Consider the following 13,074-nt stretch of genomic DNA (forward strand, 5'->3'; position numbering starts at 1 on the left):
CCCACGAGTGCGACGGATACGGGATCTTGCAAGCCCCGAAGTATAGACGTTGCATGAACGACCTAACAACACTGGGCTTGATGGAGATCAATGATCGCAGCGCGCGCTTGCGGCAGGAATCATTTCCTCGCACGGCATTGGCGTTGTGACTGTCGCCCCCATATACTGCGTTGGTCAGATCGTTTTCCCCGGGGGTGTCCTGGCTTCGACGGGGGTAGTGAGATGACTTGGTGCATGCCGAGGGGGCAGCTTTCCTCGTTAATCCAGCAGCAAACTCATAGTTGCCAACGACGACAACTACGCTCTCGCCGCTTAAGGCGTAAGCCCCGAACCCACTTGTGCTCATGCTTGTCGGTGTAGGGTCATTATCATGAGATCGCCGAACGCTGCCGCCTGGCGGTTCTAGGCTAAATCAATCAGGCTGGTTCCGCGGTGCGTTTTGCCCACCGTACTTGTCGCGGAACGAGATCGAACGGTGAGCTAAGCATGTAGATCCGGGCATTTAACGCCTTCGGACGCGGGTTCGACTCCCGCCACCTCCACCATTTCAAGCTCCAACGCAGTCCAACGAAGGCCGGCAACCCTAGCAATAGCAACGGTTCTGGCCTTTTTTGTGCCTGATGCTGTCCAACCCCGTCCATTGCCATCCGGGGGTAACAGGGGGTAACTTCAGGGGTAACAGGCTTACCCCCACAAGGTGTTACCCCCATGCCACTGTCAGACACCGCCATCCGCAATGCCAAGCCCGCAGACAAGCCGCAGAAGCTCGCGGACGGCGGCGGCCTGTATCTGCTGCTGAATCCGAACGGCTCGCGCTGGTGGCGTTTGAAGTACCGCACCGGGGGTAAGGAAAAGCTGCTGTCACTGGGCACTTACCCCGATACCAGCCTGAAGGATGCCCGCGACAAGCGCGACGCGGAGCGCAAGCTGCTGGCCGCTGGCGTCGATCCGGGCGAACAGCGCAAGGCCGCGAAAGCTGCCGGCGAGGAACGCGCGGCGAACAGCTTTGAAGTGGTGGCGCGCGAGTGGCACGCGAAGCAATCGGCAACATGGGTGGAGTTGCACGCCAGCCGGATCATGCTGCGGCTGGAGAACGACGTGTTTCCGTGGCTGGGCAAGCGGCCGATTGCCGACGTCACGGCAAAGGAACTGCTGACGATGGTCAATCGCATTGTTGACCGTGGCGCGGTCGAGTCCGCACACCGCGTGTTGCAAAACTGCGGGCAGGTGTTGCGTTATGCCATCGCCACCGGACGCGCCGAACGCAACCCCGCTGCTGATCTGCGCGGCGCATTGCCGCCAGTCAAGCAAACGCACCTTGCCGCCATCATCGAACCGAACGCGATTGGCGGGCTACTGCGCGCGATGGACGCCTATAACGGTTCACTGGTGACGAAGTGCGCCCTGCGGCTGGCCCCACTGGTATTCGTGCGGCCGGGTGAACTGCGCCAAGCCGAATGGGCGGAGTTCGATCTGGACGGCGCGCAGTGGAACATCCCCGCCGAGAAAATGAAAATGCGCGAGCCGCATCTAGTCCCGCTGTCACCGCAAGCCGTGGCGATCCTCCGCGAGCTGCATCCACTGACCGGGCAGGGGCGGTATGTATTCCCCAGCGCGCGTAGTCCGCAGCGGCCGATGAGCAACAACGCGGTTTTGTCGGCACTGCGCCGCATGGGCTATGCCACCGGCGAAATGAGCGGCCACGGTTTCCGGGCGATGGCGCGCACGGTGCTGGATGAAGTGCTGCACTTCCGGCCCGACTACATCGAGCACCAACTGGCGCACGCGGTGAAAGACCCGAACGGGCGCGCGTACAACCGCACCGCGCACCTGCCAGAACGCCGCAAGATGATGGCGGCATGGGCGGACTATCTGGACAAATTGAAGGTGGGCGGCAACGTCGTACCGATGCAGCGCAAGGCAGGCTGACACGTTCACGCTGCGCCTAGGCTGATCTCCGAAAACTGGGCACCTTCCCCGGCTGGCGCGGCACCTATTGAGGGCGCAGGGGTGTGCGCAGTGCGCAGTTTTCTCACGTGGGCGGAAAGTGCCATTCGCTTGAATACCGACGACGAAGGTTTGCGACAAGCCCTTGAATTCGGCGGCTGGCGCGACCTTCACGCATACTTGCGAGCCAGCGAGCGTGCCTTTTTGGCAACCTTGGACGGGGTAGGTGTGGGGCTTAGCGGGGGAAGCGAAGGGATCTCCCTATATTCGCGATGGGATAGCGACGAACCCACATATTTGAAAGATGGTCGAACCTTGGACGCTTGGGAAGGCAGCGATGACTTTTGCGAATGGACGAAGCAAGAAACGTCACACACCGTTACCGGGTACGCAGCAGTGTATTTGCTTTGTGGCTTTCTTCGTGTTGATCCTTGGTGCGTCAGGTCGGCGGCACAGCGAGGGTACTTTCCGGGTATAGGAGTTACGCCGCCAAGCTGGTGGGAGCACGATCGTTCTCCGGTTCCACTTGATGACAACGGTAATCCACAGGTCAAATTCGTGTTGCTGGATCGTGGGGAAACCACGGGTCACCGATGCCCGCCCCAGAAATTACAGGAACTCTGGTTTCAATCCGAGGATATCGAAAAGATGGCAAACGCTTCGACGCAGCCTGTCACGCCGCGTGTGGAAACGTCCGGGCCGGCTAATCAACCGAAGCCACGCAACGGCCGCGAGCGTTCGGACATGCCCCTGGACACCCGCCAACGCACCACGCTGCTAACGATCATCGGGGCGCTTGCGGACGCAGCGAAATTAGATCTAGGCCAACACTACAAGGCCGGAGAAGCCATTGCTTCGATGTTGGATGCCAAGGGCGTGAAGCTCTCCGCGCGTACCATTAGCGAACACCTGAAAGCGGTGTCTGAAGCAATGGATAGCCGTAGGGTGAAGTAGTTTTTCACTGCAATAGCAGCGATGCCGACTGCAATAGCAGCAACACCATGTCCACCGTCTCCAGCATTGCTCCCTGTACTTCACAGCACAGGGAAACGCCGCAATGCACGCCATCCCCGAAACAGGGTTCCTCCGCCTGCTGCAAATCATCGGCAAGCCGTCCACCGCGACCGACCCCGGTAGCCCCGCCATCATCCCGGTCAGCAAATCGACTTGGTGGGCGGGCGTCCGCGCTGGCCGCTACCCGCAACCTACCCGTAGCCTAGGCGCGCGCATCACGGCATGGCGAGCGGAAGATATACGCGCGCTTATCGAAGCCATGGCGGTGGAGAAAGCCGCATGACGCGTACATTCCGGACCCCCAAAAAAGGGGCGCCGCTGATTTGTGCGGCAGAGCAGGCCAGCGCGCATATCCTGACCATCGCCGCAATCGACGCCGCGCGGGCACAACTGGCGCGCTATTCACTGGCAACTGTCTGGCCAGCGCTGGGCATGGTGGGAGCCAGCGATCTGCTGGACGCGGCGTACGCGGCGCTTGCCGAAGGGGGACGCCATGCAGCCGCATGATTACCCCACGTTGCGCGGTTGCCGCTGCCAATGCACCGCCCGCGGGCTGTACTTCACCTGCGAACGCGCCTTCGACCATCACCGCTATGGCGATCATGCCGTTAGCCGGCACTGTCTGACCGTCGCGGAAATGGAAGTGGCCGGATGGATGCAGAACAGGCAGGGGTTCTGGACTGATAGAGCGCTGAAAGGCGCGCCCGTCGATCTGGGAGGCGCACGCCATGCCGACCCCTTGCCTTCCCCTTGCCCAGGCACTGATGCCCGCCATTTACAGGAATACGCACATGGGCGCGGCTGAAAGACTGGACGCAGAGCGAATGGACGCGGACACGTTCCTGCACGCGTTGGGTGGGTGCTTCAGCTTCCAGACCTTCGACGATAGCGGACAGGGGCGCCGCAACTTGAACCGCATATTGCATGGGACGCTGGCCGAACACGCCGCAACGTTGGCGAGCTTGAACGCCAATGGGGCCGGGGTCTTTGTCATGGTGAACGAAGGCGATGGCAATGGCCGCAAGGCCGCCAACGTGCAACGCGTTCGCGCGTACTTTGTCGACCTGGATGGCGCACCGATCGTCCCGGTCCAGTCCGCGCCACTGCCGCCGCATGCCGTGATTGAATCATCGCCCAGCCGCTGGCATGCGTACTGGTGGATTGATGGGGCGCCGTTGGGCGCATTCAAAGGCGTGCAACGGGCGCTGGCCGAACGCTTCGCCGCCGATGCCAAGGTGTGCGACTTGCCGCGCGTCATGCGCTTGCCCAGTTTCCAGCATCGCAAGCGCGCGCAGTATCCGGTCCGCATTGCCGACCTGCGCGATGGGCCGCGTTACACGCATGCGGAGTTTGTCGCCGCCTTTGGGCTGGACGCGTCCGTGCCGCAAGTGCCCAAGCCGCGCGCGCTGCCTGACACCATCACCGAAGGCCAGCGCAATGAAACCCTGTTCCTGCTGGCGTGCGGACTGGTACAGAAAGGCCACCCCGCCGATGCCGTGAACAACCGGCTGCAACGGGTCAACGCCGAACGCTGCCGGCCGCCATTGTGTGCAACCGAAGTGGACACCATCGCCGCGCGCGCATCGGCCTATGGTTCGCAGGGCTATGCGGCGCTGCCCCATGCGCTGCTAGATTCACCGCAATGGCTGGCGCTACCGCCACCGGCGCATGACGTGATCCTGACCGCATTCCGTCGCTTCAACGGCAGCAACAATGGCAACATCGCGCTGGCGTGGTCAGACTTCGACAGGCGTCCGGGTTTCGCCAAGAAAGACACGTTCTACCGCCATCGCGCGCTGGCAGTGCAAGCGGGCATCCTCCAGCATGTGCGCGAGGGGCGTAACACGCAGCACGGCCGCAAGCCGGACCTGTTCGCCATCGCGCCGCAGTGGCTGCCGCAGTTTCGCCAGTCCCGAAAAGGTGACCTTGCGCCAGTCCCGAAAAAGTACACCCCTAAGTAATTAACAGGCTTGTAAGCACTTGAGGGGCTCTAGGCGCACTGGCCCAAGGAATTGCCGACGGAACCGACCATCATGCAAAAGACCCCGCTACCTGCCGACGTGCTGCATGCGCTGGCCGCTGCCGACCGCGCGCCCGGATGGAACAACCGCGATGGCTGCATCCGCCGCTTCGACCTGGACGGCTGCGCCTTATACGTGGTCCCGTTCCGCCGCTGGGCATGGCACACGCGCGAACGGCTGGCCGAACAGTGGCGACGTGAACGCGCCTGATGATGCCTGCGGCGATTCCGCCAGCATCGCGCGCGTCACGCGATGCGCAACCGATCCAAGCCAAAACCTTGACACAGAGCGACTTGACGCCGCGCGTTGTGACAATAGTTTCTGTCCATCGCTAAAGTAGTGCGAAGTAGAGTGCGCTGACGTGGGGCGGTGCCCCGCCGGTGTTGGCCCTATAGCGATGCGGGAGCAGGACACATCGTGACAAACTCCAAAATGATCGAGAATGCTCGCGCGAACGCTGACATCTTGGCGGGATACCAATGGCTGGCAACCCTTGATTCGCACACATGCCTGAAATGCGCCATTCGCGATGGGCTGCGCTATACGCTGGAATTTGAGCCCATCGGCCATTCATTGGCATGGGGGCGCGGCCCAGGGAAGATTCATCGCAATTGCCGGTGCACCTTTACTTTTGTGCTGAAGTCTGCCGAGCAGATGCGGTTGAATGGGCTGAAGCCGGGAATGCGCGCCAGCATGAATGGGCAGGTTCCAGCCGACACAACCTACACCGAATGGCTCAAAGGCCAGCCCGCATCGGTACAGGATGACGTGCTCGGCGTGATCCGTGGCAGGCTGTACCGCAAGGGCCAACTGCCGATTGATAGATTCGTGGACAATCGCGGCCAGCTCATTAATTTGCAGGCACTCCGCGAGCAGGATTCCGAAGCATTCGTGCTTGCCGGTTTGTGAGGTATGTTCACGCGATGCGCAAGCTCTACTTGATACCGGGAACCGAAGCGCCAGACACCAAGCAGGAACAGGTGCGGAAGCGTCTGCGCAAGATACGGGTGCGAAATGATCCGCAGTGCCCCCGATGCGCTGGACGGGAATGGGTTACGGCCACGATCGGCAACGTGAAGAGCAAGTTGTGCGTTAACTGCCTGACTGGGGGCGAGCGCGTAGTGATGAACTGACAGGTTTTGCGAGGCGGTGTGGAGGGCACGTCACGCGCGCCAGCACTCCAAGATCACCCCAAGGCCGCCCAGAACAACGGCAAGGTTACGACAAGGTCGACTGCCGCAAAGTAGGGGAGATTGCGGGCGGGCGAATGGCACCTGAAACAGGGGTAGCAGGTGCAGTTTGGGGGTAACTTTGGGGGTAACCGCAATCATGTATTTCGCGCAACCCTTGCGGAGCAAGGCCTGCCGGCAACAGTTCAATAGACGCCACCCCAATTGAAAACCCCCGAGTGATCGGGGGTTTTTCTTTGACGTCACATTGGATTCAAGCCGCGCGATTGTGCGAGCGCATGGTGCGCTGCTTTTCGATCTGCCAATCGCGCTGCTTCTCTGTGTCGCGCTTGTCGTGTTCCTGCTTGCCGCGGGCGAGGCCGATCTCGACTTTCACCTTGTTGCCTTTCCAGTACATCGCGGTTGGAACCAAGGTATAGCCCTTGCGCTCGACGGCGCCGACGAGCTGGTCGATTTCCTTGCGATGCAGCAGCAGTTTGCGGGTACGTCGATCTTCCGCGATGACATGCGTGGAGGCACTGATGAGTGGCGGGATCGAGGTGCCGACAAGGAAGATCTCGTTCTTCAGCACGACGGCATAGCTGTCGCCGAAGTTGATGCGTCCTGCGCGCAAGGCCTTCAATTCCCAGCCCTGCAACGCCACGCCTGCTTCGAAACGTTCGTCGATGTGGTATTCGAAACGCGCGCGCTTGTTCAGCGCGATGGTTCCCCCGCCTTTCTTGTCTTTGTCCTTGGTCTTTGCCATGTCCGTTAAACTCGGGCCTTGTTGCCCTGATGCCGATCAGCCCACATGTGAGGCTGGATCGAGCTTGATGTGAAGAGGTTGCCGTGATCGAAATTCGTCGCAGTGCGCTGGTGAAATATTCGCCGACGCAGATGTTCGACCTGGTCAATGAGGTGGAAGCATACCCAAAGCGCTTCGCCTGGTGTGCTGGTGCCGAGATTCTGGAGCGCTCGGACAACGCGCTGGTGGCGCGGCTTGATCTCAAGTTCGCCGGGTTCAGGCAGAGTTTCACTACACGCAACACCATTGATCCGCCTCGACGCTTGCGAATGGATCTGGTCGATGGTCCGTTCCGTGCCCTCGAAGGTGTATGGGATTTCACGGCCCTTGGCGATGCGGGTTGCAAGGTCGCCTTCGCGCTGGATTTCGACTATGCCGGTCGACTCGGCGGCAGCGCCTTGAAGCTTGGTTTCCAGGGACTGGCGGGGCGCATGGTGGACGATTTCTGCCGCGAGGCCGAACGAGTCTATGGGTGACGTCACGATCCACGTGGAAGTGGTTTGCGCAGGCTCGGAACATGCCGTGTTGCGGCGAATCGAAGTTGCCCGAGGCACTACGGTGAGCCAGGCGATTGATGCCTCCGGGATTGCCGATGTACTCCCCAAAGGCATGATTGATCCGGCGCGCCTGGGCGTGTTTTCACGCAAGGTGGCGCCGGATCAGGTGTTGCGGGACGGCGACAGGGTCGAAATATATCGCCCCCTGCTGCTTGATCCGATGGAGGCGCGTCGACGACGTGCCCGTTGAGTCAGGTCCACCGGGGCATGCCGGCCGATCAATGGCCGTCGTTGCTGCCCTGACCGAACCCGCCGTCGTTCTTCTTGTCGTTGGGCGACGTGCTCTTGTCGCCCTCGGTCTCGGTGGCCGGGTAGCCCGCGTTGTACTTCTTGCTGTCCTTGACCAACTGCTGGGCATCTTGCGCGAAGAAGTCGCCTTCGGTGCGCACCAGGGTGTCGTTATTGAAGGTGAGCGTGAAAGTACGCACCTTCATCGGGGCGCCACGGTGGGAAAAAGTCGAGACATAGTCCCAGCGGCTTTGATCGAACGGCGTGTTGACCGAGGGCGTCCCCATCAGGACCAGCACCTGGTGCTTGGTCATGCCGGGTTTGAGCTGATCCACGGTCTTCTTGTCCAGCAGGTTGCCTTGCTGCACGTCGGGCTTGTAGACGATGTGGCAGCCAGCGACAGAAAGCGCCAGCATCGCCAAAACCAGCAGGGTAATCAGCTTTTGCATGCGTGTTGCGTCCGGATCGTAAAGGTGTCGGATGATACACTACCGGCTCAAGAACGCCGTGTGCGGGAGTAGGGCATGGAACAGGAAACCAGAGAGCTGCGCAGGGTTGGCCTCAAGGTGACGCACCCCCGAATGCGCATCCTGCAGATCTTCGACGAAGACAGCGTGCAGCACCTCAGTGCCGAAGATGTCTACAAGAAGCTGCTCTCTCACCAGGAAGACATCGGGCTGGCCACCGTGTATCGGGTGCTGACCCAGTTCGAGGCTGCGGGCATCATCGTCAAGCACAATTTTGAAGGTGGTCAGGCGGTTTATGAACTTGATCGTGGCAAGCATCACGACCACATGATTGATGTGGACAGCGGAAAGGTCATCGAGTTCGTCAGCGAGGAGATCGAGCGCCTCCAGCATGAAATTGCCGCCAAGCACGGCTATGTGATCGAAGACCACAATCTGGTGCTTTACGTGAGGCCGAAGAACCGCAGCCGGAAAGGCTGAGCAGATCGACCTGGGATGCGGTCACCGGCACCCCAGGGCAGGAAAGCCGAATCGCAGACATAAAAAAGCCGCGAGGAGGACTCCTGTCCGCCCGCGGCTGCTCCCCTACCTGTCGATCGGCATGGCGAATGGTTCGCGCTTGCCTCGTGACTCCGCCAGGTAGCGGCGAAACGGCATCCTGCCGTTGTTTCAGAGCCACCGTCCCCACGGCGACCCTGATCCACCATCTTGCGATGGCGGCTCCCCCACATCGATGGATTGATCGTAACGAGAGTTTCACGTTTGTGGTATTGGAAAAATTCCTAGTCGGAACGTGAATCTTCTGATATTCCATTGCTGCTGCGCAGCAAGATACGCAGATGGACGCCCGCTGTGGCCGGGCGCAGTCGAAACTGGCCGCCCAATGAGGTGACCCGGTCACGCATGCCTTGCAGGCCGCGGCCACCGCGAGGCAGCCGGCTGGGCAGGCCGGCGCCATCGTCCCGCACCTCCATGACGGCTATGGCCACGCCTTGGCGCTCGCCGATGCGCAGGCGCAGCCTGAATTCACTGGCTCTCGCGTGCTTGACCGCGTTGGTCGCGCTTTCCTGCACCAAGCGATAGATCGCGGTCCGGGTATCGTCGTCCAGCAGGCGGGGGTCGCCATGCAACTGGGTGTGATAAGCCATGCCTGCGGCACCCAGCAGGTCTCTTATCGGGCCTTCATCGAGTGCACGAAGCAGCCCGAATTCGTCCAGTACGGCGGGGCGCAGGTCATCCAGCAGGCGGTGCAAGGCTCGCCGCATGTGCGCAAGGATGGCGTTGATTGATGCGCTGATGTCTTCCATGCCGGCTTGGTGAAGCCGGGCTTGGGCCAATTTCACATGGGTCTGGATTGCGGTGATGTTCTGACCCAGTTCGTCGTGAAGTTCGGCCGCCAGGTGGCGGCGCTGGTTTTCGTCTGCCTGCAGGTTGCCGCGCGCGGCGTCGCGCAATTGGTGGGCGAGCTGATCGAGACGACGGTTGACTGCGCCAAGGTAGACATTCTGTTCGGCCACGCGTGCGCTGCTTCGGCGCAGGGCATCCGTTGCCGAGCCGAGCATCAGCGCTCCGGTGCCCGCCACGGCCAGGAACAAATAGGCTGCGGCGGTCGTCGGTGCGTGGCCCAGGTGCTGGTCAACCAGGGTCATGCCCAAGCTGGTGATCAGCATGGCCAGGCTGGCTCCTCGCCAGCCGTGACGGAATGCGAAGAACAGCACGGGCGCCAGTGAAAGCACTCTGGCGAACTGGGGTTGCGGCGCGGCCTGCTCGGACAAAACCAGCAGAATCGTCATCGAGGGCAGCATGACCAGCAGGCCATCCATGATCAGGCTGGCCAGCGCACGGCGCTCGATACGGGCACGCAGCAGCATGATCATCAACGGGACGATCAGGAGAATGCCCAGGTACTGACTCAGCAATTCCTCGCCCAGCATGCGCGCCATCAATTCGGGTGAACCCGACGTGCTGACCAGCGCCAGCAAGGCGGCATCCACGGCGGTGGTGGCGGCAACCACCAGGACCACGGAAAGCAACAGCCGCGTCACCTCCTGCGGGCTTTGCAGGCTCGCGTGGAGATTGAACCGCCGCAATAGCCACAGACCACCGGCCATCACCAGCGGCTCGGGGATTTCATCGAGAGCAAAACCCGCCCAGCCCAGCGGCATGCCATGGGTGAGTGCGACGCCCGAGGTTGCGGCCAGTTCCGCGCCCAGAAGCCAGCCCCAGTAGCGAACCGGCGTAAGCAGCAAGGCACCAAAGCGCAAGCCGTACGGCAGCATCCAGTACGGTTGCACGGTCGACCAGAGCAGCAGCCAGAGCAGCAAATAGCCCGCGGCAATCGCAGGTCCGGAATCGGGCAGGTGCATTGGTCGTAAGCGCATGGGCGGGGATGTTACATGCGCACCTTGCGCGGTGTTTGCCGGCGGCGGGTGCCCGGTGGCTGATCCGGTGTACAGAACAGTCGCCGCTCTGTGTAAAGTAGGTGGATGTACAGAATCGTTCTGGTCGATGACCACGCCATTGTTCGCGAAGGCTTCAAGCGGCTCATTGAGATGGAGCCGGATCTTGAGGTGGTGGCCGAATGTCGCAGTGCCGACGATGCGGTCGAGGCCGTCGGCCACTGGCGCCCCGACTTGGTGGCGCTGGACCTTTCGCTCCCGGATGGCAGCGGCTTGCCGCTGATCGAGCATCTGCTCAGCGTGCACCCGGAAGCCCGCATCGTGGTGTTGAGCATGCATGACGGAGAGCCGTACGTGTCCGAGGCGCTTCGTCGGGGCGCCTGCGGCTATGTCACCAAAGGTGTCGCGCCCGAAGAGCTGGTCGCTGGTTTGCGAGCGGTGATGGAGGGCGAGCGTTTCCTGAGCTCCGATCTGCGTCAACGCCGGGCGGAACGGCCGAGCGAGGCACTGGATCCGGTCAATCGGTTGACTACGCGCGAACGGGAAGTCTTTCTGCTGTTGGCAGGTGGGCTCACGCCGAAACAGGTGGCGGCTGAACTGGGGATTGGCCAGAAAACGATCTACATCCACCGCGCCAGCCTGATGGGCAAGTTGGGCGCAGGGTCGGAGCTGGATCTCTACCGGATGGCCACGGAGCGCGGGCTGCTCGCACCGGCAGCGTGACGCACCATGGGCGCGCTCAACTTGCTTGCGCGCGTTCCAGCATCTGCTTGGCGTGAGCTTTCGTTTCCCGGGTGATTTCCACGCCACCAAGCATGCGTGCCAGTTCGTCGCGGCGACCGGCGGCGTCAAGCTTTTCAATTCGGGTACGGGTGGAGTCATCATCCCTGTGCTTGCTGACGCGCAGGTGCGCGTGCCCCTGCGCGGCGACCTGAGGCAGATGAGTGACACACAGGACCTGCCGCTGCGCGCCGAGCGCCCGCAACTTCTGGCCAACCACTTCGGCGATGGCGCCGCCGATGCCGGTATCCACCTCGTCAAAAATCATGCTTCCGACGGTGTCCTTGCCGAGCGTGGCGACCTCGATGGCCAGGCTGATGCGAGCCAGCTCGCCGCCTGATGCCACCTTGCGCAAGGCGCGAGGCGGTTGGCCCGGATTGGCGCTGACCAGAAATTCGCAGCGTTCGCGGCCCAGCGGATCAGGGTCGATGGCGGTTGCGGATTCCAGTTCGATCTGCAACTGACCACCGGCCATGCCGAGCTCGCCCATGAGTACGCTGACCTCTTCGCCGAGCTTCTTCGCCGCTGTCGAACGCGCCTTGCTGAGACGGGCGGCTGCCTCGGCGTAGGTGAGTTCCCATTGCCTGCTTTGTGCCGCCAGAACTTCAAGGGCGTCGCCGGCACCTTCCAGTTCGTCGTGTTCGGTGCGCAATTCGGCCAGCTTGTCGTGCAGTTCGGCAGCGGGCAGGCGATGCCGGCGTGAAAGTTCGTGCAGTCGCGCGAGGTGGTTGTCCACTTCGCTGAAACGCTCCGGATCGAGGTCGACATCCTGCCCGTATCGCCCGAGCCCGTCCGATGCTTCAGCCAGCTGGATGGCTGCGTTGTCCAGCAGATCCATCAAGGGGGCGAGCTTGTCATCCAGCACGGCCAGCTTGGCAAGCTCCGCATGCGCGCGTATCAACGCGCGGCGCAGTGCGAATTCGCTTTCACCATCCAGCAGTTCCAATACTGCGGCGCTGCCTTCGACCAGTCTGCCCGCATTGGCCAGCCGCTTGTGGCTGGATTCCAGTTCGCCCAGTTCGGTCTGCGGCAGCGACCACGCCTGGAGCGCCTCGATTTCGTGGCGCAACAGCTCGATGCGCTGGTCCCGGTCGTCGCCACCGCTGAGCTTGCGCATACGCCCGGCCAGTTCCCGCCACTGCATGGCGCTGTCGCGCACTTGCGCGAGCAGTTCGTCATGACCGGCATACGCATCCAGCAAAGTCATCTGGTGGGGCCGCGACAGCAACGCCTGATGCTCGTGCTGCCCGTGGATTTCGACCAGAAGCGATGCCAACTCGCCGAGTTGACGGGCATTGGCCGGTCGGCCATTGATCCATGCCTTGGAACTGCCTTCGGCGCGGATCACCCGGCGCAACTGGCAGCCATCGTCTTCGTCCAGCTCTTCGCGTGCCAGCCATGCCCGGGCCTCGGCAAGGTCGCTCAGGTCGAACTCGGCGGCCAGTTCCGCCCGATCGCTGCCGGCGCGAACCATGCCGCTGTCGGCGCGTGCCCCGGCCAGCAACATCAGGGCGTCGACCAGCAAGGACTTGCCGGCACCGGTCTCGCCGCTGACCACGGTGAGGCCGGGGCCGAAGACCACTTCGGCGGCTTCGACAACGGCAAAATGACGGACATAGAGCGAAGTGAGCATGGCTGGCTTGATGGGGGAGTGGCGTGATTGTAGCGGGAGGCCGGGAGCGACTGG

Annotated in this window: 15 protein-coding genes and 1 other RNA gene; 12 read left to right on the forward strand and 4 right to left on the reverse strand. The window is 62.0% G+C overall.

Annotated elements, in window-relative coordinates; all coding sequences use genetic code 11:
- Nucleotides 1-190 precede the first annotated feature (190 nt).
- The 8 genes from ssrA (at nt 191) to ACVWWQ_RS01425 (ending at nt 5,891) form a co-directional block, all read left to right on the forward strand.
- Nucleotides 191-545: a transfer-messenger RNA gene (ssrA, locus tag ACVWWQ_RS01390) on the forward strand.
- Nucleotides 546-708: 163 nt separating this feature from the next.
- Complete coding sequence (locus tag ACVWWQ_RS01395; protein ID WP_133950507.1) at nt 709-1,929, forward strand: phage integrase central domain-containing protein; 1,221 nt, start codon at nt 709-711, stop codon at nt 1,927-1,929.
- Between the two features lie 129 nt (nt 1,930-2,058).
- A complete protein-coding gene (locus ACVWWQ_RS01400; protein WP_133950505.1) occupies nt 2,059-2,901 on the forward strand; it encodes a hypothetical protein in 843 nt (280 codons plus the stop codon).
- A 103-nt stretch (nt 2,902-3,004) separates the two neighbouring features.
- Entirely contained in the window at nt 3,005-3,244 is a 240-nt protein-coding gene (locus ACVWWQ_RS01405; protein ID WP_133950503.1) for a MerR family transcriptional regulator, read from the forward strand.
- Complete coding sequence (locus tag ACVWWQ_RS01410) at nt 3,241-3,468, forward strand: hypothetical protein (protein WP_133950501.1); 228 nt, start codon at nt 3,241-3,243, stop codon at nt 3,466-3,468. The genes ACVWWQ_RS01405 and ACVWWQ_RS01410 overlap by 4 nt, the downstream gene beginning before the upstream one ends.
- Nucleotides 3,469-3,752: 284 nt before the next feature.
- Nucleotides 3,753-4,922 (forward strand): DNA-primase RepB domain-containing protein, encoded by a 1,170-nt coding sequence (locus ACVWWQ_RS01415; protein ID WP_166669751.1) that lies wholly within the window; start codon nt 3,753-3,755, stop codon nt 4,920-4,922.
- Nucleotides 4,923-4,994: 72 nt separating this feature from the next.
- Entirely contained in the window at nt 4,995-5,192 is a 198-nt protein-coding gene (locus ACVWWQ_RS01420; protein ID WP_133950497.1) for a hypothetical protein, read from the forward strand.
- Nucleotides 5,193-5,399: 207 nt separating this feature from the next.
- On the forward strand, nt 5,400-5,891 hold the full coding sequence (locus ACVWWQ_RS01425; RefSeq protein ID WP_133950495.1) for a structural protein: 492 nt from the start codon (nt 5,400-5,402) through the stop codon (nt 5,889-5,891).
- A 534-nt stretch (nt 5,892-6,425) separates the two neighbouring features.
- On the opposite strand, the gene smpB is transcribed toward ACVWWQ_RS01425, so the two are convergent.
- Nucleotides 6,426-6,917 carry an SsrA-binding protein SmpB gene (gene smpB / locus ACVWWQ_RS01430; protein ID WP_099652224.1) on the reverse strand — a complete coding sequence of 164 codons (492 nt, stop codon included), beginning with the start codon at nt 6,915-6,917 and terminating at the stop codon, nt 6,426-6,428.
- A gap of 83 nt (nt 6,918-7,000) precedes the next feature.
- Between smpB and ACVWWQ_RS01435 the strand changes: the two genes are divergently transcribed.
- On the forward strand, nt 7,001-7,432 hold the full coding sequence (locus tag ACVWWQ_RS01435; protein WP_099652223.1) for a type II toxin-antitoxin system RatA family toxin: 432 nt from the start codon (nt 7,001-7,003) through the stop codon (nt 7,430-7,432).
- Nucleotides 7,425-7,703 carry an RnfH family protein gene (locus ACVWWQ_RS01440; protein ID WP_099652222.1) on the forward strand — a complete coding sequence of 93 codons (279 nt, stop codon included), beginning with the start codon at nt 7,425-7,427 and terminating at the stop codon, nt 7,701-7,703. Before ACVWWQ_RS01435 ends, ACVWWQ_RS01440 begins: the two co-directional genes overlap by 8 nt.
- A 28-nt stretch (nt 7,704-7,731) precedes the next feature.
- Here the strand turns inward: ACVWWQ_RS01440 and ACVWWQ_RS01445 are convergent, their stop codons facing one another.
- Nucleotides 7,732-8,190, reverse strand: coding sequence for an outer membrane protein assembly factor BamE domain-containing protein (locus ACVWWQ_RS01445; protein WP_099652221.1), 459 nt, complete (start codon nt 8,188-8,190; stop codon nt 7,732-7,734).
- A gap of 75 nt (nt 8,191-8,265) precedes the next feature.
- On the opposite strand from ACVWWQ_RS01445, the gene fur reads away from it, so the two are divergent.
- Nucleotides 8,266-8,688, forward strand: a complete 423-nt coding sequence (fur, locus tag ACVWWQ_RS01450; RefSeq protein WP_099652220.1) for a ferric iron uptake transcriptional regulator — start codon at nt 8,266-8,268, stop codon at nt 8,686-8,688.
- A gap of 302 nt (nt 8,689-8,990) precedes the next feature.
- Here fur and ACVWWQ_RS01455 read toward each other — a convergent pair whose 3' ends face one another.
- Nucleotides 8,991-10,589 carry an MASE1 domain-containing protein gene (locus ACVWWQ_RS01455; RefSeq protein ID WP_133950491.1) on the reverse strand — a complete coding sequence of 533 codons (1,599 nt, stop codon included), beginning with the start codon at nt 10,587-10,589 and terminating at the stop codon, nt 8,991-8,993.
- Between the two features lie 105 nt (nt 10,590-10,694).
- On the opposite strand from ACVWWQ_RS01455, the gene ACVWWQ_RS01460 reads away from it, so the two are divergent.
- Entirely contained in the window at nt 10,695-11,330 is a 636-nt protein-coding gene (locus ACVWWQ_RS01460; protein WP_099652218.1) for a response regulator transcription factor, read from the forward strand.
- Nucleotides 11,331-11,346: 16 nt separating this feature from the next.
- Here ACVWWQ_RS01460 and recN read toward each other — a convergent pair whose 3' ends face one another.
- The gene (recN, locus tag ACVWWQ_RS01465; protein WP_133950489.1) at nt 11,347-13,020 is read right to left on the reverse strand and encodes a DNA repair protein RecN; all 1,674 of its coding nucleotides are present in this window, start codon (nt 13,018-13,020) and stop codon (nt 11,347-11,349) included.
- Nucleotides 13,021-13,074 lie beyond the last annotated feature (54 nt).

Source organism: Rhodanobacter sp. TND4EL1, assembly GCF_054061035.1.